The 20102-nt window shown below is 56.9% G+C and carries 20 protein-coding genes; 7 read left to right on the top strand and 13 right to left on the bottom strand.

The features are described from left to right. Positions 1–75 precede the first annotated feature (75 nt). The 3 genes from pyrI to SIK97_RS11905 are packed head-to-tail and all read right to left on the bottom strand — an operon-like array spanning position 76 to position 1625. Positions 76–537, bottom strand: a complete 462-nt coding sequence (gene pyrI / locus SIK97_RS11915; protein ID WP_004098115.1) for an aspartate carbamoyltransferase regulatory subunit — start codon at positions 535–537, stop codon at positions 76–78. Positions 538–548: 11 nt separating this feature from the next. Then, positions 549–1484, bottom strand: a complete 936-nt coding sequence (pyrB, locus tag SIK97_RS11910) for an aspartate carbamoyltransferase (RefSeq protein ID WP_319610934.1) — start codon at positions 1482–1484, stop codon at positions 549–551. Positions 1485–1520: 36 nt separating this feature from the next. Continuing rightward, positions 1521–1625 (bottom strand): pyrBI operon leader peptide, encoded by a 105-nt coding sequence (locus tag SIK97_RS11905; protein WP_072351778.1) that lies wholly within the window; start codon positions 1623–1625, stop codon positions 1521–1523. Positions 1626–1817: 192 nt separating this feature from the next. On the opposite strand from SIK97_RS11905, the gene SIK97_RS11900 reads away from it, so the two are divergent. After that, positions 1818–2270, top strand: coding sequence for a YhcH/YjgK/YiaL family protein (locus SIK97_RS11900; protein ID WP_014227671.1), 453 nt, complete (start codon positions 1818–1820; stop codon positions 2268–2270). Positions 2271–2381: 111 nt separating this feature from the next. On the opposite strand, the gene argF is transcribed toward SIK97_RS11900, so the two are convergent. Both argF and argL read right to left on the bottom strand, forming a co-directional pair. Then, the gene (gene argF / locus SIK97_RS11895) at positions 2382–3386 is read right to left on the bottom strand and encodes an ornithine carbamoyltransferase (RefSeq protein ID WP_014227672.1); all 1005 of its coding nucleotides are present in this window, start codon (positions 3384–3386) and stop codon (positions 2382–2384) included. Further along, on the bottom strand, positions 3356–3451 hold the full coding sequence (gene argL / locus SIK97_RS29690; protein ID WP_370798676.1) for a putative translational regulatory protein ArgL: 96 nt from the start codon (positions 3449–3451) through the stop codon (positions 3356–3358). The genes argF and argL overlap by 31 nt, the downstream gene beginning before the upstream one ends. 99 nt (positions 3452–3550) lie before the next feature. On the opposite strand from argL, the gene rraB reads away from it, so the two are divergent. Together rraB and miaE are read left to right on the top strand one after the other, a co-directional pair. Next, the gene (gene rraB / locus SIK97_RS11890; RefSeq protein ID WP_004098122.1) at positions 3551–3976 is read left to right on the top strand and encodes a ribonuclease E inhibitor RraB; all 426 of its coding nucleotides are present in this window, start codon (positions 3551–3553) and stop codon (positions 3974–3976) included. A 52-nt stretch (positions 3977–4028) separates the two neighbouring features. Continuing rightward, positions 4029–4787: a tRNA isopentenyl-2-thiomethyl-A-37 hydroxylase MiaE gene (miaE, locus tag SIK97_RS11885; RefSeq protein ID WP_057173300.1), complete on the top strand. Its 759-nt coding sequence runs from the start codon at positions 4029–4031 to the stop codon at positions 4785–4787. Positions 4788–4827: 40 nt separating this feature from the next. Here the strand turns inward: miaE and SIK97_RS11880 are convergent, their stop codons facing one another. From SIK97_RS11880 to pepA, 5 genes are all read right to left on the bottom strand, one after another. Continuing rightward, positions 4828–5850, bottom strand: coding sequence for an alpha/beta hydrolase (locus tag SIK97_RS11880; protein WP_025107460.1), 1023 nt, complete (start codon positions 5848–5850; stop codon positions 4828–4830). Positions 5851–6002: 152 nt separating this feature from the next. Continuing rightward, a complete protein-coding gene (locus SIK97_RS11875) occupies positions 6003–6506 on the bottom strand; it encodes a GNAT family N-acetyltransferase (protein ID WP_004098126.1) in 504 nt (167 codons plus the stop codon). Positions 6507–6628: 122 nt separating this feature from the next. Beyond that, positions 6629–9484 (bottom strand): valine--tRNA ligase, encoded by a 2856-nt coding sequence (locus SIK97_RS11870; protein WP_038423980.1) that lies wholly within the window; start codon positions 9482–9484, stop codon positions 6629–6631. Beyond that, on the bottom strand, positions 9484–9927 hold the full coding sequence (holC, locus tag SIK97_RS11865; protein ID WP_004098129.1) for a DNA polymerase III subunit chi: 444 nt from the start codon (positions 9925–9927) through the stop codon (positions 9484–9486). Before holC ends, SIK97_RS11870 begins: the two co-directional genes overlap by 1 nt. A 122-nt stretch (positions 9928–10049) precedes the next feature. Next, positions 10050–11561 carry a leucyl aminopeptidase gene (gene pepA, locus SIK97_RS11860; RefSeq protein ID WP_004098131.1) on the bottom strand — a complete coding sequence of 504 codons (1512 nt, stop codon included), beginning with the start codon at positions 11559–11561 and terminating at the stop codon, positions 10050–10052. Between the two features lie 393 nt (positions 11562–11954). Here pepA and lptF point away from each other — a divergent pair, with 393 nt between their 5' ends. Both lptF and lptG read left to right on the top strand, forming a co-directional pair. Then, positions 11955–13052 carry an LPS export ABC transporter permease LptF gene (gene lptF, locus SIK97_RS11855; protein ID WP_004098132.1) on the top strand — a complete coding sequence of 366 codons (1098 nt, stop codon included), beginning with the start codon at positions 11955–11957 and terminating at the stop codon, positions 13050–13052. Further along, positions 13052–14134 carry an LPS export ABC transporter permease LptG gene (gene lptG, locus SIK97_RS11850; protein WP_014227676.1) on the top strand — a complete coding sequence of 361 codons (1083 nt, stop codon included), beginning with the start codon at positions 13052–13054 and terminating at the stop codon, positions 14132–14134. Before lptF ends, lptG begins: the two co-directional genes overlap by 1 nt. A gap of 41 nt (positions 14135–14175) precedes the next feature. Here lptG and SIK97_RS11845 read toward each other — a convergent pair whose 3' ends face one another. Next, positions 14176–15678 carry a helicase HerA-like C-terminal domain-containing protein gene (locus SIK97_RS11845; RefSeq protein ID WP_032750036.1) on the bottom strand — a complete coding sequence of 501 codons (1503 nt, stop codon included), beginning with the start codon at positions 15676–15678 and terminating at the stop codon, positions 14176–14178. Between the two features lie 86 nt (positions 15679–15764). Next, positions 15765–16586, bottom strand: a complete 822-nt coding sequence (locus tag SIK97_RS11840) for a TIM barrel protein (RefSeq protein ID WP_032747679.1) — start codon at positions 16584–16586, stop codon at positions 15765–15767. 361 nt (positions 16587–16947) lie between these two features. On the opposite strand from SIK97_RS11840, the gene SIK97_RS11835 reads away from it, so the two are divergent. Beyond that, positions 16948–18453 (top strand): CoA-acylating methylmalonate-semialdehyde dehydrogenase, encoded by a 1506-nt coding sequence (locus SIK97_RS11835; RefSeq protein ID WP_048252372.1) that lies wholly within the window; start codon positions 16948–16950, stop codon positions 18451–18453. A gap of 18 nt (positions 18454–18471) precedes the next feature. Continuing rightward, a complete protein-coding gene (gene iolB, locus SIK97_RS11830) occupies positions 18472–19281 on the top strand; it encodes a 5-deoxy-glucuronate isomerase (protein ID WP_057174161.1) in 810 nt (269 codons plus the stop codon). Positions 19282–19439: 158 nt separating this feature from the next. Here the strand turns inward: iolB and SIK97_RS11825 are convergent. Then, a partial coding sequence (locus SIK97_RS11825; protein WP_202019194.1) for a transposase occupies positions 19440–20102 on the bottom strand: 663 nt, incomplete at its 5' end.

The following is a 20102-nucleotide window of genomic DNA, read 5'->3' as shown; positions in this document are numbered from 1 at the left end:
GCCGTGCGGATGATTTAAATTATCGTTCAGGAGCAGTCCCGTTTATCGGGCTGCTCCTTATAAAACCTGGCGAATTTAATTTGCCAGCACGACATGATGTGAAAATTCTTTTTCACAATATTTGCACTTCAGCGCGATATCGTTTTCGCGTTTCTTCACCGCAAAGCTGGAGGATACCGGCTCGGCGTGGCTAATACAGTTGCTGTTCGGGCATACCAGCACGTTGTTAATACGGTCCGGCAGATTCGGTCGGGATTTACCGACGACTTCATACTCATCAATGCGGTTTACCGTGGCCTGCGGCGCGTACAGGGAGAGCTGGTTGACCTGCTCGTCGGTCAGGAAGGTGTTCTCAATTTTAATCAGATCTTTGCGGCCCATTTCGCCTGACGGCAGGTTCAGGCCGATGGTGATGCGCTGATCCGTTTCGGTCAGTTTGAACAGGGTCAGCAGCTTAAAGCCGACCTGCGCCGGGATATGGTCGATAACGGTGCCACGTTTGATGGCTTCTACCTGTAATTTATTGTCGTGTGTCATCTCTTTTCCCCTTACAGTGCCAGATCGCTATTCAGTACCAGCGCCAGTAACGCCTGGCGCGCGAAGATGCCGTTGCCCGCCTGCTGGAAGTACCAGGCGTGCGGCGTTTTATCGACATCGGTGGTGATTTCATCAATGCGCGGCAGCGGATGCAGCACCTTCATGTTCGCGCGTGCGCCTTCCAGGTCGGCGGCGCGCAGGACGAACTGCGCCTTCACGTTGGCATATTCCGACGGGTCGAGGCGCTCTTTCTGCACGCGGGTCATATACAGAATGTCCACCTCTTCCATCACCTCTTCAATGGCGCTATGCAGGCTCCAGGCAATGCCTTTTTCGTCGAGCATGTCGAGGATGTACTGCGGCATGGCCAGCGCGTCCGGGGCGATAAAGTATAAGCGGTTGCCGTTAAATTTCGCCAGCGCCTGGGTCAGGGAGTGAACGGTGCGGCCGTATTTCAGGTCACCCACCATCGCCACGTTAAGATTTTCCAGACGGCCCTGGGTCTCCTGAATGGTGAACAGATCCAGCAGGGTCTGCGTCGGATGCTGGTTCGCGCCGTCGCCGGCGTTGAGTACCGGAATACCGCCGGAGAACTCGGTCGCCAGACGCGCCGCGCCCTCCTGCGGGTGGCGCATGACGATGGCATCGACATAGGTGCTGATGACCGAGATGGTATCGGCCAGGGTTTCGCCTTTTTTGCCCAGCGAGGTGTTGCTGCTGTCTGAGAAACCGACCACGCTGGCGCCCAGGCGGTGCATGGAGGTCTCAAACGACAGGCGGGTGCGGGTCGACGCTTCAAAAAAGCAGCTGGCGATCACTTTATGCTTGAGCAGCTCCGGCTGCGGATTGGCTTTGAGTTTTGCTGCGGTTGCCAGTACCAGTTCAAGGTCTTCGCGGCTGAGATCGTTTATGGAAATGATATGTTTTTGATATAGCGGGTTAGCCATGTTTATCTCCTGACGCCTGGGCAAAAAAAAAGCCCCTTAAATAAGGGGCTTTACGAATACGGATGCAACGGAAAGAAAAAACGGCAGGCCAGCGTCTGTTTTCAGACGCGGTAAGACGCGATGTCGTACACACTGAACCATAATTCCTCCCGGCAAAACGGGTGGCATTATACGCAGCTCATATTTCGGATCAAGCGATTAATCCACAAACAGGTAAACGTTTGCCTGGGGAATCATGCGTTAACGCAAAAAACCCGCAAAAAGAGGTGGTATGGCAGTCGGATGGGGGGTATAAACGCGAAATGAAAAGCTGTTTTATATTTGGGGGCTATTATGATCGTTGGAAATATTCACCATCTGCAAAGCGGGTTGCCGGCGTCTCTGCGTGAGGCGATCGAACATGTTAAAGCGCATGTCACCGACGCGACGCCGCTGGGTAAACATGATATTGACGGCAACAACCTGTTCTATCTCATTTCCGAAGATACCACCGAGCCGATGGCCGACCGCCGCGCCGAGTATCACGCCCGCTACCTGGACATCCAGATTGTACTGAAAGGTCAGGAAGGAATGACCTTTAGCGTTCTCCCTGCCGGCGCGCCGGATATCGACTGGCTGGCGGAGAAAGACATCGCTTTCCTGGCGGAGGGGGCGCAGGAAAAAACCGTCATCCTCAGCGAAGGCGACTTTGTGGTGTTCTATCCCGGTGAAGTGCATAAGCCGCTGTGCGCCGTGGGCACGCCGGCGAAGGTGCGCAAAGCGGTAGTGAAGATGCTGATGGCGTAAAAAATACCCCGGGCTGCGGCTGGCGCCTTGCCCGGGCTACAGATCCGTGCGGTTTGGGGGCGAGTAGCCCGGATAAGCGCAGCGCAATCCGGGGAAATATCGCGGGAACGCTTACTTACCCAGCGTCGCCACCATCACCGCTTTGATGGTATGCATGCGGTTTTCCGCCTGGTCGAAAACGATGCTCGCCGCGGATTCAAATACCTCGTCGGTCACTTCCATACCGCCGTGCAGGCCGTACTCCGCCGCCATCTGTTTGCCGAGCGTGGTCTGGTCGTCGTGGAACGCGGGCAGGCAGTGGAGGAATTTCACCTGCGGATTGCCGGTCAGCGCCATCATCTCGCTATTTACCTGATACCCGCGCAGCAGCGCGATACGCTCCGCCCACTTCTCTTTGGCTTCGCCCATCGATACCCAGACGTCGGTATAGATAAAGTCCGCGCCCTTCACGCCCGCCGCAATATCTTCGGTCAGCGTAATATTGCCGCCGTTTTTCTGCGCCAGCGCCCGGCACTGCTCGACCAGCTTCTCTTCCGGCCAGCAGGCGGTTGGCGCGACCAGACGCAGATCCAGCCCGGTCAACGCGGCGGCTTCGAGCATGGAGTTGCCCATATTATTCCGCGCGTCGCCGGCGTAGACCAGGGTCATCTGATTAAAGGCTTTGCCCGGCAGATGCTCCTGCATGGTCAGTAAGTCCGCCAGCAGCTGGGTGGGGTGGAATTCGTTGGTCAGGCCGTTCCATACCGGAACGCCGGCATACTCGGCCAGGGTTTCAACCACTTCCTGGCCGTGGCCGCGATATTGAATACCGTCGTACATGCGCCCCAGCACGCGGGCGGTGTCTTTAATCGACTCTTTATGGCCAATCTGGCTGCCGCTGGGGCCGAGCCAGGTGACGCGAGCGCCCTGGTCAAATGCGGCAACTTCGAAAGAGCATCGGGTGCGGGTAGAGTCTTTTTCGAAGATGAGCGCGATGTTTTTGCCGGTGAGATGCTGAATTTCGATATTGTTTTTCTTATCAGCTTTAAGCCTGGCCGCCAGCTCAAGCAGAGCGGTGATTTCGGCGGGGGTAAAATCGAGCAACTTTAAAAAATGCTTCTGATAAAACGCGGACATGGTTCCCTCACATGGCTCAAGCCATTTGTTGAATTAAAATTCACTTTATATGTATGAATATTCATTTGCAACCCCGTGTCATAAATCTTTCGCTCAGAAGGTGGAGGCAATCACGGCGGTATGTGACAATAGAAGCATCCGCGACACATTATGAGGAACGAGCCATGGCAAACCCGGAATTACTGGAAGAACAGCGTGAAGAAACGCGTCTGATTATTGAAGAGCTGCTCGAAGACGGCAGCGATCCTGACGCGCTGTACACCATTGAGCATCATCTCTCTGCCGATGATTTCGAAACGCTGGAGAAAGTGGCGGTCGAGGCCTTCAAGCTGGGCTACGAAGTGACTGAGCCGGAAGAGCTGGAAGTCGAAGAGGGCGATACCGTGATTTGCTGCGATATTCTCAGCGAATCCGCGCTGAATGCCGAGCTGATTGACGCCCAGGTTGAGCAGCTGATGACCCTGGCGGAAAAATACGACGTTGAATACGACGGCTGGGGCACCTACTACGAAGATCCGAACGGGGAAGACGAAGAAGGTGACGACGACGAAGATCTGGTTGATGAAGACGATGACGGCGTTCGCCACTAAGTAGCAGAGGTATACGGCGGTGCGGTATGCCGCCGTATAGCAAGGAATTTTAATGGATTACCCGCAAATACTCGCCCCGATTTTAAGCTTTCTGCATTGCCCAACTCCTCAGGCGTGGATTGATGAAGCCCGTAAACCGGAAAACCTCCCGCTGCTGTTGACCGACCATATGGTGTGCGAGCTGAAAGCGGCGCAAAACGCTATGCTGCTGGTGCGTCGATACGTCGCGGATAAAGCGGACGCGGATGAGCTGCTGGCCTGCCTGAAGCCGTATGAGGACTTCACCTACCGCTGGGGGCCGGAGCCGGATTTCGTCGCGCTGCATAAGCAGATAAATAAAAGCGCCATGCCGCAGACCGACGATCCCTGGGGACGTCAGCTACTCGACAGCATGATTCTGCTGATCAAAGAGGAGCTGCATCACTTCTGGCAGGTGAGGGAAATCATGCTTTCCCGCGAAATCCCGTACGTCAAAATCACCGCCAGCAACTATGCCCGCGGGCTGCGCCGGGAAGTGCGTTCTCACGAACCGGTCATGCTGATCGATAAACTCATCTGCGGAGCCTATATTGAAGCCCGCTCCTGCGAGCGTTTTGCCGCGCTGGCGCCATGGCTGGATGACGATCTGCAGAATTTTTATCTGTCGCTGCTGCGTTCCGAAGCGCGCCACTATCAGGACTATCTGGACCTGGCGCAGAGAATCGCCCAGGACGATATCAGCGAACGCGTGCGCCAGCTTGGCGAAGCGGAAGCGGCGCTTATTAACGCGCCTGAAGCGGAGTTTCGTTTTCACAGCGGCGTGCCCGCCTGAACGTCAGGCCGCCGCTTCACCGCAGCGGCCTGACGATCCATTACAGATTGGCGTTTTTGTCTTTCTCTGCCGTCGCGGCGGCTTTGGGCGCGCCGAGGGTCGCTTTAAACCAGTTCACCACCCGTTCAATAACCGGCTTCTGATACCAGCTGTCATCGCCGTGCTCCGCACCCGCCAGCAACACGTAATCAGCCGGGTTGCCCTCCTTTTTCAGCGCGCGATAGAGCTGTTGACTTTGTACCGGTGAAACCAGGGTGTCGGCGCTGCCGTGCATAATTAAAAACGGCGGCTTTTTACCGCTGATATGGCCCATCGGGCTGGCCGCCAGGGCTTTTTGCGGATCGCTGTCAATTGTCGCTCCCGGCCAGTCGCGAAAGGCGCTACCGTGTACCAGCAGCGCTTCAGTGACCGCCGGCGACTGGTGCACCTTTTGAATCGCCTGCGGAAAACCTTCGCCGATATTCAACAGGTTCGAAATACCGTACAGCGTGGCGGCGGCCTGCACGTCCGAGGATTGCGCCAGGTTATCGCCACGATCGAACGTTTTGTCACCGTTGGTGAGCGCCAGCATCTGCGCCATATAGCCGCCTGCGGAATCCCCCAGCACGCCAATACGCGACGGGTCTATACCGTATTCCGCGGCATGTTCGCGCAGATAGCGAACGGCGGCTTTACCATCGATAACCGGGGCCGGAAAGGTGTCGGGAACCGTACGGTATTCCGCCGCCGCGACGACGAATCCCGCCGCCGCCAGCGCCATACGCATCTCGATAAACTTATTCCAGGCCGCGCTGGTGAAACCGCCGCCGGGGAAATAGATGATTGCCGGTTTCAGATCGCCGTTACGCGGTACCAGTAAAGACATATGCAGCTGACGAACGGCGACGGTGCTTTTTACCTGGCTATAAACGATATCGTTGAGCGCATCGATACGGCCCCGGGTTTTTTCCACGCGAATGACCTGAGCGCCTTCGGTATTGCCAGCAAGTTCGCCGGCGTTAACGCAGGAAGCCATGCCGGCAAGCAGCAGGCCGCCGGTGAGCAGGAGGGGGAGTTTTTTCATGATGTTCTATCCTGAGCAAAGCCTGCCGCGGCGGCAGGCGAAAAGATCCAATGCTCGAAGAGTGTATTAGCGAAAACGGGCGGTGAATAACGCTCTTTTTGCATGAAAACCATGCATTTTTTCGATTAATCAACGTCGCCGTTTTGCGGGCGCTACAGCACTTTCAACATCCTGACTTCGCAGTCAACGTGGCCGGTGCAGCCCAGCGGCTCAGCAATATGCTCGAAGCCGAGGTGCTCATATAAACCGACCGCTTCTTTCAGGAAGGCGGTGGTTTCCAGATAGCAGCGTTTGAATCCCTGCTCGCGGGCGTAATCAAGGGCCATCAGCGCCAGCTTTTTCGCCAGCCCCTGGCCGCGCGCGGAGGTCATAAAATACATTTTTTGTAGTTCGCAGATATCGGGCTCGCTGCAGGAGAGCGGTGCCACGCCGCCGCCGCCCACCACTTCACCATTCTGCTCAACGACCCAATAGGCGGAACCCGGCTGGCTATAAAGCTCATAGAGTTCATCCAGATTCGGATCGGCTACCGTATAGCCTTTGTCGGCGGTCAGACCATATTCAGCGGAGACCTGGCGGATAACAGCGGCAATCGCCGGATTATCATTAGCCGTGATGCGGCGCAGGGTTAGTGGTAGGGTTGCGCTCGTATTCATGTGAAGACTCATTGCAAAATAATGACGGATAATGTTGTTAATAACACTGCGGCAGGGGAGAGTGCAAGCGAGGATCTTTCACAGAAAACGCCCCTTATCCGAATGGATAAGGGGCGAGTGAATTACAGCGCGGCGATAATCGCCTGCTGCTCAATCAGCTTCGCTTTTGCTTCCGCGTAACCTTCCAGCTTCTCACGCTCTTTGGCGATCACCGCTTCCGGCGCGCGCGCCACAAAGCCTTCGTTGGAGAGTTTGCTTTCGATGCGGCCAATCTCGCCTTCGATTTTGGTCACCTCTTTAGCGAGGCGCGCCAGCTCATCTTCTTTATTGATAAGGCCAGCCATCGGGATCAGCAGCTCGGCGCCGTCGATAATTTTGGTCACGGAAACCGGACCTTTATCATCGGCAGGCAGCACGGTGATGCTTTCCAGACGCGCCAGGTTCAGCAGGAAGCTGCGGTTGTCGCTCACGCGACGAATCGCGGCTTCGCTGCAGCCGCGCAGCAGCAGCTCCAGCGGCTTACCTGGGGCGATGTTCATTTCCGCACGGATGTTACGCACGGCGACGATCGCCTGCTTCAGCCATTCGGTATCGGCCAGCGCCGCTTCGTCAACCTGAGACGCATCGTACTGCGGGAACGGCTGCAGCATGATGGTATCGGCAGTGATACCGCAAATGACCTTCACGCGCTGCCAGATGGTCTCGGTGATGAACGGAATAATTGGGTGCGCCAGGCGCAGCAGACCTTCCAGAACGGTCACCAGCGTGTGACGGGTGCCGCGCAGCTCAGACTCGGAACCGCCGTTCATTACCGGCTTGGTCAGCTCCAGATACCAGTCGCAGAACTGGTTCCAGGTGAACTCGTACAGAATGCCTGCGGCAATATCGAAGCGGAAGCCGTCCAGCGCCTCGCGGTAGGCTTTGATGGTCTGGTTGAATTCCGCCAGAATCCAGCGGTCCGCCAGCGACAGGGTCATCTCGCCGCCGTTAAAGCCGCAATCCTGATCTTCGGTATTCATCAGCACAAAGCGGCTGGCGTTCCACAGCTTGTTGCAGAAGTTACGGTAACCTTCCAGACGCTTCATATCCCAGTTGATATCGCGGCCGGTAGAGGCCAGCGCCGCCAGGGTAAAGCGCAGGGCGTCGGTACCGTGCGGCTCAATACCGTTCGGGAACTGCTTCTCGGTGCGTTTGGCGATTTTTTCCGCCAGCTGCGGCTGCATCATGTTACCGGTGCGTTTTTCCAGCAGCTCCGGCAGGGAAATGCCGTCGACCATATCCAGCGGGTCGATAACGTTGCCCTTCGATTTGGACATCTTCTGGCCTTCGTCATCGCGGATCAAACCGGTCATATAGACGGTTTTAAACGGCACCTGCGGCTTGCCGTTTTCATCTTTGATGAAGTGCATGGTCATCATGATCATGCGGGCAATCCAGAAGAAGATGATGTCGAAGCCGGAAACCATCACGCTGGTCGGGTGGAACTGACGCAGGGCATCGGTGTTTTCCGGCCAGCCGAGGGTGGAGAAGGTCCACAGCGCGGAGGAGAACCAGGTATCGAGAACGTCTTCGTCCTGACGCAGCGCCACGTCGGCGCCCAGGTTATTTTCCTGACGTACTTCGTCTTCGGTGCGGCCAACGTAGACGTTGCCGTCGTTGTCGTACCATGCCGGGATGCGGTGACCCCACCACAGCTGGCGGGAGATACACCAGTCCTGAATATCGCGCATCCAGGAGAAGTACATGTTTTCGTACTGCTTCGGCACGAACTGGATGTCGCCGTTCTCCACCGCTTCAACCGCCGGTTTAGCCAGCACGTCGGCGCGGACGTACCACTGGTCGGTCAGCATCGGCTCAATTACCACGCCGCCGCGGTCGCCGTACGGGACGGTCAGATCGTGCGGTTTTATCTCGTCCAGCAGGCCCAGGGCGTCGATAGCGGCAACCACCGCTTTACGCGCGGCAAAGCGCTCCAGCTTCTGGAACTCCGCCGGGATGGCGTTTGAGTAGACATCGGACTCGTTGCCTTTGGTGTCGTAAACTTCCGCGGTTTCGCGGATGTCGCCGTCAAAGGTCAGGATGTTGATCATCGGCAGCGCATGACGCTTGCCCACTTCATAGTCGTTAAAGTCGTGCGCCGGGGTGATCTTCACGCAGCCGGTGCCCTTTTCCATATCGGCGTGTTCATCGCCCACAATCGGAATGCGGCGGTCAACCAGCGGCAGGATCACGAATTTGCCGATAAGGTCTTTATAGCGCGGATCTTCCGGGTTAACGGCCACGCCGGTATCGCCCAGCACGGTTTCCGGACGGGTGGTAGCGACGACCAGATAATCTTTACCGTCAGCGGTTTTCGCGCCGTCGGCCAGCGGATAGCGGATATGCCACATCGAGCCTTTAGACTCGCGGTTTTCCACTTCCAGATCGGAGATGGCGGTACGCAGTTTCGGGTCCCAGTTGACCAGACGCTTGCCGCGATAGATCAGATCTTCTTTGTACAGGCGGACAAAGACTTCTTTTACGGCGTTGGACAGGCCTTCGTCCATGGTGAAGCGCTCGCGCTCCCAGTCCACGGAGTTGCCCAGGCGGCGCATCTGACGGGTAATGGTGCCGCCGGATTCCGCTTTCCACTGCCAGATTTTATCGATAAAGGCGTCGCGACCGTAGTCGTGGCGGGTTTTACCTTCTTCGGCGGCAATCTTACGCTCAACCACCATCTGGGTAGCGATACCCGCGTGGTCGGTACCGGCCTGCCACAGGGTATTTTTACCCTGCATGCGCTGGTAGCGAATCATGGTATCCATGATGGTTTGCTGGAAGGCATGACCCATATGCAAACTGCCGGTGACGTTCGGCGGCGGGATCATGATGCAGAAACTTTCCTGGCTTTCGTCGCCATTGGGTTTGAAATAGCCCTGCTTTTCCCAGTGCTCGTAAAGCGGCTGTTCGATATCTTGGGGGTTGTATGTCTTTTCCATTATTTCCAGGTTGCCGTGTTCAGGTTGAAACCAGCCATGCGGTACGCTTTATAGCGTTCGCGCGCCAGTTGTTTCAAAGAATCTTCATAAGGGACGAAGTCTATCACTTCTGTGAAAGCGGTGGCAAAATCTGCAAAGTTTAGCCGCAGGCTAATCAGAATATCCCGCGGGCTGCTGTTGCGCTTTTGCGGCCAGGCAATCTCCACCGGCGCGCCGCCGCGCGGACCTTCTCCCGCCAGATTATGCGGAACGAAACTTTCCGCGGGTCGAGCCCAGAGCGCTTCGTCCAGACGAATGGCCTGCTGCTCATCTTCACAGGCGATGAGTACCCGCTTGCCGCTGCGCCAACGTTCTGCGGCAATGTCACACACCAGTTGTTCAACGGCGCTCAGGCCGTCTTGTTGCGTATCATTGTCCAGAAGATAGAACGTTGCGTTTTTCATATATGGGGCTTCTTGTGGTGACTTTAAATGCTTAAGCCGGGCGGCGCTACGCTGACCCGGCCTATAAACGGCATCTTTTCGTTGGCCCGGCAAGCGTAACGCCGCCGGGCATCAGACGGCAATTACTCTTCGCCGGTAAATCCGGCGCGATTAAGCAGGAACTGCGACAGCATCGCCACCGGACGACCGGTCGCGCCTTTGGCTTTCCCGGAACGCCACGCGGTACCGGCGATATCCAGGTGCGCCCAGTTGTACTTGCGGGTAAAGCGCGCCAGGAAGCAGCCCGCGGTAATCGCCCCGCCGGGACGGCCGCCGATATTGGCCATATCCGCAAAGTTAGACTCCAGCTGCTCCTGGAACTCGTCGCCGAGCGGCAGACGCCATGCGCGATCGCCCGCCAGTTCGGACGCGCCGATCAGCTCGTGGGCCAGCGGGTTGTGGTTCGACATCAGACCGGTGATGTGGTGGCCCAGCGCAATCACGCAGGCGCCGGTCAGCGTGGCCACGTCGATAACGGTTTCCGGCTCGAAGCGCTCAACGTAGGTCAGCACATCGCACAGCACCAGACGCCCTTCGGCATCGGTGTTCAGCACTTCCACCGTTTGCCCGGACATCGTGGTCAACACGTCGCCTGGACGATAGGCGCGGCCGCCCGGCATGTTTTCACATCCGGCCAGCACGCCGACAACGTTCAGCGGTAGCTGAAGTTCGGCAACCATACGCATCACGCCGTACACCGCCGCCGCGCCGCACATGTCGTATTTCATCTCGTCCATGCCTTCGGAAGGCTTGATGGAGATGCCGCCGGAGTCAAAGGTCAGACCTTTACCCACCAGCACGATAGGGCGCGCGTCTTCCGCCGGGTTGCCTTTATATTCAATAACCGACATCAGCGATTCATTTTGCGAACCGTTGCCGACCGCCAGATAGGAGTTCATTCCCAGCTCTTTCATCTGCTGTTCGCCGATAACGCGGGTAATGACGTTCTTACTGTAGGTATCGGCCAGCTGGCGCGCCTGAGAGGCCAGATAGGCGGCGTTACAGATGTTTGGCGGCATATTGCCGAGATCTTTCGCCGCTTTGATGCCGGCAGCAATCGCCAGACCGTGCTGAATAGCGCGTTCGCCGCTGGTCAGCTCGCGACGGGTTGGGACGTTGAAGACCATTTTACGCAGCGGGCGACGCGGCTCGCTTTTGTTGGTTTTCAACTGGTCAAAGCTGTACAGCGTCTCTTTGGCGGTCTCGACCGCCTGACGCACTTTCCAGTAGTTATTGCGGCCTTTGACGTGCAGCTCGGTCAGGAAGCAGACGGCTTCCATTGAGCCGGTATCATTCAGCGTATTGATTGTTTTCTGAATGACCTGCTTGTACTGACGTTCATCCAGCTCGCGCTCTTTGCCGCAACCAATAAGCAGAATGCGCTCTGACAGAATGTTCGGCACATGGTGCAGCAATAAAGTCTGGCCAGGTTTGCCTTCCAGCTCGCCGCGACGCAGCAGGGCGCTGATATAACCGTCGCTAATTTTATCAAGCTGTTCGGCGATGGGGGAGAGGCGACGTGGTTCAAAGACGCCGACCACGATACAGGCGCTCCGCTGCTTCTCCGGGCTACCGCTTTTTACACTGAACTCCATGCACTATGCTCCTGAATCTTAAAGACAACAGTGGTGGCTACAGATATACTCGTCGTCTTTCAAGTTGCAGATGCGTTGGCTGCGCCTGCTCACCCCTGTCACTTACCTGATGTAAGCTCCGGGGCTTCACAGTCTTGCCGCCTGCCTGCAACTCGAAATCCATAGAGTATAGAAATTGAAAGCTTTCGTAACTCATGTCCGCTGTTGTGGTGACTTCGTGTTAATCTTAACGTTATTACGGCCTTGGTTCGTCAGAAAAGATCCTGATACGCAGAACCAGCGAGTCATTTAATCTTAGCGATGTTTTCGACGACCAAAGAGAATAAATGACGTTTAAGCCATGAAACAAGCAATTTTCCTGCAATAAAACGGGTTTTTACGGGCGTATTTATAGTGATAATCATAAGATATCTGGTTCGTGAGACGCTGAAAAGCCAGTTGGCGATCCTATTCATCCTGCTGCTCATTTTCTTTTGTCAGAAACTGGTCAGGATCCTCGGCGCCGCTGTTGATGGCGATATCCCGACAAATCTGGTGCTCTCGCTGTTAGGGCTGGGCGTACCTGAAATGGCGCAGCTTATTCTGCCCCTGAGTTTATTCCTCGGGCTGCTGATGACGCTGGGCAAACTGTATACCGAAAGCGAAATTACGGTGATGCACGCCTGCGGCCTGAGTAAAGCCGTGCTGGTGAAAGCCGCCATGATCCTGGCGCTCTTTACGGGCGTCGTCGCGGCGGTCAACGTGATGTGGGCCGGCCCCTGGTCTTCTCGGCACCAGGATGAAGTGCTGGCGGAAGCGAAAGCGAACCCCGGCATGGCGGCGCTGGCTCAGGGCCAGTTCCAGCAGGCCAGCGACGGCAGCGCGGTGCTGTTTATTGAGAACGTCAACGGCAACCGCTTCAGCGACGTTTTCCTTGCTCAGCTGCGGCCGCGAGGCAACGCGCGCCCGTCGGTGGTGGTCGCGGATACCGGCGAGCTCTCGCTGCGTAAAGACGGCTCGCAGGTGGTGACCATGAATCAGGGCACCCGCTTTGAAGGCACCGCGATGCTGCGCGACTTCCGCATTACCGACTTCAAAAACTATCAGGCGATAGTCGGCCATCAGGCGGTGGCCTCCGACCCGAACGATACCGAGCAGATGGATATGCGCACCCTGTGGCATACCGATACCGATCGCGCCCGGGCGGAGCTGCACTGGCGCTTCACGCTGGTGGCAACGGTGTTCATCATGGCCCTGATGGTGGTGCCGCTCAGCGTGGTGAACCCGCGCCAGGGCCGCGTGCTGTCGATGCTGCCGGCGATGCTGCTCTATCTGGTGTTTTTCCTGCTGCAAACGTCGATTAAATCGAGCGGCGGTAAAGGCAAAATGGATCCGATGGTCTGGATGTGGGCGGTAAACCTGCTCTATTTCGCGTTGGCCGTGCTGTTGAACCTGTGGGATACGGTGCCGATGCGCCGTTTCCGTGCCCGTTTTAACAAAGGAGCGGCGTGATGCAGGCGTTTGGGGTACTTGACCGTTATATCGGTAAGACGATTTTCAATACCATCATGATGACCCTGTTCATGCTGGTTTCCCTCTCGGGCATCATCAAGTTTGTCGACCAGCTGAAAAAGGCCGGGCAGGGCAACTATGATGCGCTGGGGGCCGGAATCTACACGATTCTCAGCGTGCCGAAAGATATCCAAATCTTCTTCCCGATGGCGGCGCTGCTCGGCGCGCTGCTGGGGCTGGGGATGCTGGCGCAGCGCAGCGAACTGGTGGTGATGCAGGCTTCCGGCTTTACCCGTTTGCAGGTGGCGCTGTCGGTGATGAAAACCGCGATTCCGCTGGTGCTGCTGACCATGGCGATGGGCGAGTGGGTTGCCCCGCAGGGCGAACAGATGGCGCGTAACTATCGTGCTCAGCAGATGTACGGCGGTTCGCTGCTTTCCACTCAGCAGGGGCTATGGGCGAAAGACGGCCATAACTTTGTGTATATCGAGCGGGTAAAAGGCAACGATGAGCTGGGCGGGGTGAGCATTTACGCCTTTAACGACCAGCGCCGCTTACAGTCCGTTCGCTATGCCGCTTCGGCAAAGTTCGACACTGAGAATAAGCTCTGGCGGCTGTCGCAGGTGGATGAATCCAACCTGACTGACCCGAAACAGGTCACCGGAACGCAGACGGTTAGCGGGACCTGGAAGACCAACCTGACGCCGGACAAGCTCGGCGTGGTGGCGCTGGACCCGGACGCGCTGTCCATCAGCGGCCTGCACAACTATGTTACCTATCTGAAGTCCAGCGGTCAGGATCCGGGCCGCTATCAGCTCAATATGTGGAGCAAAATCTTCCAGCCGCTGTCGGTGGCGGTGATGATGCTGATGGCGCTGTCGTTTATCTTCGGCCCGCTGCGTAGCGTACCGATGGGCGTCAGAGTGGTGACCGGGATCAGCTTCGGCTTTATCTTCTACGTGCTGGACCAGATTTTCGGCCCGCTCACCCTGGTGTACGGCATTCCGCCGATTATCGGAGCGCTGTTGCCGAGCGCCAGCTTCTTCTTGCTGAGCCTCTGGCTGATGATGCGTAAAACCTGACGTCACGCGCCCCCTTCCTGAAGTCAGAAAGGGGGCTTTTTTTAGCGTTTCCGCCCGCCAAGTAAGCTTCCCAGCATTCCCCTGACTATCTGGTTGGTGACCTGACGCACCGCGCTCTTCGCTGCCGTTTGCACAATGCCGTCGCGTTTGCCGCCGCGCGGCCCGGTGGTGCCGAACAGAATGTCTTTGAGCCCGCCGAGCAGACCGTCGTCATCGCCGTTTTGCTGGCCTTTTGCGGGCGGTGATTGCTGCTGCTCCGTTGTGCTCTGAACGCCCTGTTGCAGCATTTCAAAGGCCGATTCACGGTCGATCTCTTCTTCATATTTTCCGTACAGCGCCGAGTGGTTAAGCAGCCCGTTACGTTCGTCATCGGTGACCGGCCCCATACGCGAGCAGGGTGCGATAACCATCGCGCGTTCCACTATCGAAGGGCTGCCTTTCTCATCAAGAAAGGAGATCAGCGCCTCGCCGGTGCCCAGCTCCTGGATCGCCTGTTCGGTACTGAACGCGGGATTCGCGCGCATGGTCTGCGCGGCGGTTTTTACCGCTTTTTGGTCTTTCGGCGTGAAGGCGCGCAGGGCGTGCTGCACGCGATTACCCAGCTGACCGAGAACCGCATCGGGAATGTCCGCCGGGTTTTGTGAAACAAAATAGACCCCGACGGCTTTAGAACGAATCAGGCGGATGACCTGCTCGATTTTATCCAGCAGCACCTGCGGCGCATCGTTAAACAGCAGATGCGCTTCATCAAAGAAAAAGACCAGCTTTGGCTTCTCCTGGTCACCGGCCTCCGGCAGGCGTTCGTAAAGCTCGGAGAGCATCCACAGCAGGCTGGCGGCGTACAGCTTCGGCATCTGGTAAAGCTTTTCGGCGCTCAGGATATTAATCACCCCTTTACCCTCAGCGTCGACGCGCATCCAGTCCTGGATATCGAGCATAGGTTCGCCGAAAAAGTGCTCCGCGCCCTGCTGCTCCAGGGTTAATAATCCGCGCTGAATAGCCCCAACGGAGGCGCTGCTGATGTTGCCGTACTGGTTCTGAAACGCTTTGGCGTTGTCGCCAATGTATTGGGTTATGGCGCGCAGGTCTTTAAAGTCGAGCAGCAGCAGCCCGCGATCGTCGGCGATACGGAAGATGATATTCAGCACCCCGGACTGAACCTCATTGAGGTTGAGCAGGCGAGCCAGCAGCAGCGGCCCGAGATCGGAAACCGTGGCGCGAACCGGGTGGCCTTTTTCGCCAAAAATATCCCATAGCACCACCGGATTGGCGTGCGGCTGCCAGTCCGTTGCGCCGATTTTTTCCAGACGCGCCTGCAGCTTTTCCGAACTTTGTCCCGACTCGGCGATACCGGTGAGGTCGCCTTTCACATCGGCCATAAATACCGGAACGCCGATTTCCGAGAAAGACTCCGCCAGCTTTTGCAGAGTGACGGTTTTACCGGTCCCCGTGGCGCCGGTAATCAAGCCGTGGCGGTTGGCCATAGCGGGCAGTAAATGCAGCTGTTTATCCAGCGCGCGTGCAATCAGCAGAGGTGAGCTCATGAGCGATTTCTCCATTTATCCTGCTGCGAGTATAGGCAACCTGATAGCAAAAGGAGGTAAATCACGCACACCTTCGCTTATTCACGTCAGGCGCAGTGGCGCTGAATTAACGCGATGCTCTGTTCGATTTCGCGGCGGATATCGTCTTCGCTCCAGTTTGCCAATTCCGGCGCGAAGGGTTCGAACGCATACACGCCCTGATAGCCGCGCGCCTCCAGGTTTTTGACCTGCTCGCAGCTTTGCAGCTGGTCTTTTGCGGTCAGCATGATGCGCTCATTGTCGGTAAGGGCTTCGCGCGGGCGGGTATCCTCTACGCCGGAAAGATGGACCAGACCGATTTCGCCGATATCCACCTGGTTAAACTCCTGCTCCGCCTGCGGATAAAGATGATGATGGAAGGTATCTATCAGCAGCTTAAACGGCACCCGCGCGTCGTGGATCAGCGTTTGCGCCTGCGCCGAGGAGCGGAGCGAGCTCTGCGGGAAACCGAGCGGCTCCACCAGCCCCTGAATACCGTAGAAGGCGAATAGCGGCGCCAGGTCACGCAGGGCGTTAAGGGTTTCGCTCGCCGGAACCTCGGTACCATCGTTCAGCGGGCACAGCACCAGCGATTTGGCACCAACGGCTTTGGCTTCTTTCAGCAATGACTCCGTCAGGCTACGAACCTCTGCGGTGCGGCAGTTGAAGGGGTAGACCGCATTGATAGTGAGGATCTCAATATGGTAGCGGTCAGCCAGCTCTCGCACCTGCTGGTGGCTCAGGTCGTCGGTTACTTTTCCGCTGGGGAGGTCGTTACGTAGCTCGACTTTGTTCAACCCCAGGCTGTTCACCAGTCGGAAAAAGGCCTCAATGCTGAGTGACGGGGCGATCTTGCGGTTGATGCAGAAACGTTGCGATGCAATAGCCATTTTGACTCTCCAGAAACGTAGGGATCGGATTCGTTCGAATGCCTCATAGTCAAAACATTTATTCCAAAATTAGCAATGTATGAAATGGTGATTTTTTGAGCCGACTCGCAAAATATTTTTCTGCTGCATTTAAAAGAGCACGGGTTGCAGGTGGCGCTAAATCTCAACTCTTTTTATCGTGCTTTAGTCCGCAAGCCGGCAATTTCTTACACGAAATTGCGACCATCATCACCAAAATAGAATTTCACTAGTCATCAATATTGAAATATTAATTTCATTTTACTACGGTTACAGCACAGCAGATCCAGTAATGGGCCGTACTGCGTTGGCCCCCGATACCCCATACAGATGAGGCGAGAGCATGACTATCACAGGAAACTTTATTGGCGGGAAAACCGTTACCAGCGGCAGCAGCAAAACAATGCCGGTTTTCGACCCCGCGACGGGCAAAGTGGTCCGCGAAGTCACGTTATCGACCGCGCAGGAAGTCTCTGACGCCATTCAGGTGGCGCATGATGCTTTTGAAAGCTGGTCGCGCACCACGCCGCTGCGCCGCGCCCGCGTGATGTTCAATTTTAAAATGTTACTGGAACAGCACGCTGAAGAGCTGGCGGGGATTATCGTCAGTGAACACGGTAAAGTGTTTTCCGACGCGATGGGGGAGCTGACGCGCGGCATGGAAGTCGTTGAGTTTGCCTGCGGTATTCCGCACCTGATCAAAGGGGAGTTCTCATCGGATGTCGGCACCGGCGTTGATAGCTATTCTCTGATGCAGCCGCTGGGCGTGGTAGCGGGCATTACGCCGTTCAACTTCCCGGCGATGGTACCGATGTGGATGTTCCCGCTGGCGCTGGCCTGCGGCAACAGCTTTGTCCTGAAGCCGCCAGCGCTGGCGCCTACTGCCGCGGTGCGTCTGGCGGAATTGCTGAAACAAGCGGGTCTGCCGGATGGCGTCTTTAACGTCGTGCACTGCAGCAACGAAGATGCCGAGCAGCTATACCGGGACCCGCGGATCGCGGCGGTAAGCTTTGTCGGATCTTCCGGCGTGGCGGAGCATATTTATAAAACCGCCAGCGCTTATGGCAAGCGGGTACAGGCGTTTGGTGCGGCGAAAAACCACGCGATTGTGATGCCGGATGCCGATCTTGATGCCACCGTGAATGCCATTATGGGCGGCGCGTTCGGCTCGGCGGGCGAGCGCTGCATGGCGCTGCCGGTGGTGGTTGCCGTGGGTGATGAAACGGCGGATAAACTGATTGCGCGCCTGAAGCCGCTGGTGGAATCCCTGAAGGTTGGGCCGGGCTGTATGCGCGGAAAAGAAGAGAACGAAATGGGGCCGGTCGTCTCCGATACCCATCAGAAAAAAGTGCTGGGATATATTGATAAAGGGGTTAGCGAGGGGGCGACGCTGGTGGTTGACGGACGCAAGCCGCAGGTGCCCGGGTTTGAAGAGGGATACTACGTCGGCGGAACGCTGTTCGACAACGTCACGCCGGAGATGACTATCTGGCGTGAAGAGATTTTTGGCCCGGTGCTGGGGATTGTTCGCGTGGCGGATTACCACAGCGCGCTGGAGCTGGTGAACAGCCATGAGTTCGGCAACGGTAGCGCCGTCTTTACCAGCAACGGCCACACCGCGCGTGAATTTGTCCATGATGTCCAGGCCGGAATGGTTGGGGTCAACGTACCGGTACCCGTTCCAATGGCCTTCCATAGCTTTGGCGGCTGGAAACGCTCCGTATTCGGCGCACTGAACGTCCATGGCCCGGACGGCGTGCGCTTCTATACGCGTATGAAAACCGCCACCGTCCGCTGGCCGCAGGGTCAGCAAACCGTATCTGAATTCAGTATGCCGACGTTAGGCTAATCGGCGAAGGAGAGCGCCATGTCTTTACTGGCTAAAGCAAAAAAAGAAGGGCAGATTCAGCACATCACCCCACAGAGCGCGGGGTGGAAGTACATTGGTTTTGATGTCTGGATGTTAAAGAAAGGGCAAACCGTCACTCTGGAAAGCGGCGATCGCGAACTGTGCCTGGTGCTGGTTGCCGGCCTGGCTTCGGTAAAAACCACGCAGGCGGATTTCCCGAACCTCGGCCAGCGTATGTCGCCGTTTGAGCGGACGCCGCCCTGGTCAGTCTACGCGCCGCCGCAGGATAAAGTCGAAGTGACGGCAGATTCTGACCTCGAGCTGGCCGTATGCAGCGCCCCGGGTAAAGGAACCTTCCCTGCACGGGTTATCTCCCCGCAGGATGTGGGCGTAGAGCATCGCGGTAAAGGGCGTAACCAGCGGCTGGTGCACAATATTCTGCCGGATAGCGCGCAGGCGGACTGCCTGCTGGTAGTGGAGGTTTACACCGAGGAAGGGGCGACCAGCTCATGGCCGTCGCACAAGCACGACACGGCGCTGCCGGGCCAGGAAACCCAGCTGGAAGAGACCTACTATCACCGTTTCGATCCGCCGCAGGGTTTTGCCTTCCAGCGCGTCTATACCGATGACCGCAGCCTTGATGCCTGCATGGCCCCCTACAACCACGATGTGGTCATGGTGCCGCGCGGCTACCATCCGGTGGCGGCGATTGCCGGATATGACAGCTACTATCTGAACGTGATGGCCGGTCCGGATCGCAAATGGATGTTTACCTGGGAAGAGGATCACGCGTGGATCAATAGCCCTGATTATCCCCGCCACGATTAGCATCGGTTGAGGATAAAAAGGCCGGTTAGCCATGCTAGCCGGCCTTTTTGATCCTGTTACCCGAATAAGATCGTCGTCGCAATTCTGCCACATCCCCGGCTCGCGCTGCGCTTAGCCGGGCTACGGGTTTACCGTCATCTGCGGACAAGTAGATACTGTTATGCCATGCAAGCATTTTTCGTATGCAGTGTGGCATCGAACGGGCGTCCTGATTTCAGGACGCCGTATGCGACCTGCGCCAGCTTCCTCATCATCGCCCCGATTATCAGCTTTGCATTTTTTCCGTTCTTCTCCAGTCGTTCCCTGAACTCCCTGCCCCATTCTGTTTTATACAGCGTCACCATCGCCGGCATATACAACGCCCGACGCAGCGATACATGGCCCATTTTACTCATCCTGCTTACCCGCCTGATACTGCTGCCTGATTCATGTTGCCGGGGCGTCAGACCCGCATACGCCGCGAACTGCCTCGCCTCCCTGAACCTCTCTTTCAGCCCCACATAAGCCAGCAGCACCGCTGAAGTTTTCGGGCCAATGCCCGGGATACTGTCCAGCAGTTTGCGCCGGTGTTTCATATCCGGGTCATCATCCGTCAGGTCTTTTATCTGCTTTTCAAGGCGTTTCAGTTCCGTATCCAGCCACAGCAGATGCATGTCTATGCTCGGCAACTGAACATCACGCGCGCTTTCACGCCGGTTCTGCTCCTGAACATGCATCTCTGTCAGCGCCTGATGCCGCAGAACCAGCGCCCGCAGGGCACGCTCAACCGGATGTGGCGCTTCCCATATCGCCGGGCGTTTCTCCCGGCAAAAATACGCCAG

The organism is Klebsiella sp. JN_Kp126, from assembly GCF_033843325.1.
GTDB classification, from domain to species: Bacteria; Pseudomonadota; Gammaproteobacteria; order Enterobacterales; family Enterobacteriaceae; genus Klebsiella; species Klebsiella michiganensis.
The sequence above is the reverse complement of the archived record's forward strand: the minus strand, read 5'-3'. Positions and strand labels throughout refer to the sequence as shown.